This is a genomic window from Nonomuraea sp. NPDC048882 (assembly GCF_040649755.1).
Lineage (GTDB): Bacteria > Actinomycetota > Actinomycetes > Streptosporangiales > Streptosporangiaceae > Nonomuraea > Nonomuraea maheshkhaliensis.
The window spans coordinates 1-1328 of the sequence record NZ_JBEZGB010000056.1 but is presented as its reverse complement, the minus strand read 5'-3'; the positions used below and the strand labels follow the sequence as shown (position 1 = coordinate 1328).

The window sequence follows — 1328 nt, the reverse complement described above, 5'->3', positions numbered from 1 at the left end:
CCTCGATCTTTCGTGATCAAGGTGTGGCCAGCTGAACGGTTCGGCTGAGGGTCGAATACAGGCGGTGGTCAGCGCGCTGGCCCGGCTGTCGCGCCGGGTGAGCGGGGTTCCACGGGCCCGTGGGGCTCCTTTCTGGGTCGTAGGGTCGCTTTGGGTGTGGTCAGGGCGGGGCCGGCAGGGCTTGCAGGCGGGTCAGGGCGGTGAGGATGTCGCGGGCCCAGGGCCACCGTCCCGCGATGCGCAGGCGTAGTCGTCGGCCTCCGCGCACCAGCCGTCCGGCCACCGCGAACAGTCGTAGGCGCAGGCGTTTGGGTTCGTAGCCGCGGGCGGTGGTGCCGGGTAGCGCGAGCATCTGCATCCAGGCCAGGAGTTCGCAGGCCAGGGCGACGAGTTCGCACCAGATCTGGTTGCGGGCGTAGTGGTGTAGCGGCAGGTTGGCCAGGCCGGTGTCCTTGGCGCAGCGGATGCGGTCTTCGGCGCGGGCCCGGCGGCGGTGGCGCAGTTCCAGGTCGGCGAGCTGACCGCGGGTGGTGTTGGTGACGAAGCAGGTGACGCGGCAGCCGTCGACGTCGGTGAAGCGCAGCTGGGCGCCGGGGTGCGGGCGTTCCTTGCGGGCGATGACGCGCATGCCCTTGGGCCAGCCGGTCAGGTTCAGCAGGCCGGCGAGTTCGGCTACCCAGGCGCCGGGCCGGGCTTGACGGTCGGCGTCGTAGGCGGGCGTCCACGCGCTCGTGGGCAGGCGCAGGATGGCCTGCTGCACGTCCTCGGTCACGGGGAACCCGATCGAGTAGGACAGGCGGCGTCCTGGTTTGGTGAGCCAGGACAGGAATTCGTGGGTGCCGCCGCCGGAGTCGGTGCGGATCAGTACGTGGCGCCGGTGCTGTTTGGGGAGTTGGGCCAGGGCCGGCCGGGTGGCCTCGATGTGGTCGGCGGCGGTGTTGGAGCCGGCGTTGCCCGGCCGCAGCATGATGGCCAGCGGCTCACCGGAACCGCCCGGGCCGTGGTCGGCGAAGACCGTCATCGGGTGGAAGCCGAAGGTATGTTTCCAGGTCGGGGCGGCGTGTTGTTTGTCGGAGTGGGCGATGACGATGGTGGCGTCGAGGTCGATGGGGATCAGCTCGCCGTCGCTGCCCGGCGCTGCGGTTCCTGCCAGGTCCCAGGCGCGTTCGCGAGCAGCGGCGCGGGCCGCGCGCAGGGCCTTGAGTGCTTTGGTCTCGTCGCGGGCGAGCCGGTCGATCAGGCGGGAGACGGTTGGGTCGGAGGCGACCTGGCCGAACAGGCCGGGTTGAGCGCGCAGCAGGGCGATGTCGGCCAGGCAGTCTCCGCCG

1 protein-coding gene is annotated in these 1328 nt (G+C 71.3%); it reads right to left on the bottom strand.

Features of this window, described 5'->3' with window-relative positions; translation table 11 throughout:
* Positions 1-160: 160 nt before the first annotated feature.
* The coding region (locus tag AB0C27_RS56145) for an IS1380 family transposase (RefSeq protein WP_357863648.1) at positions 161-1328 on the bottom strand (1168 nt) is incomplete at its 5' end.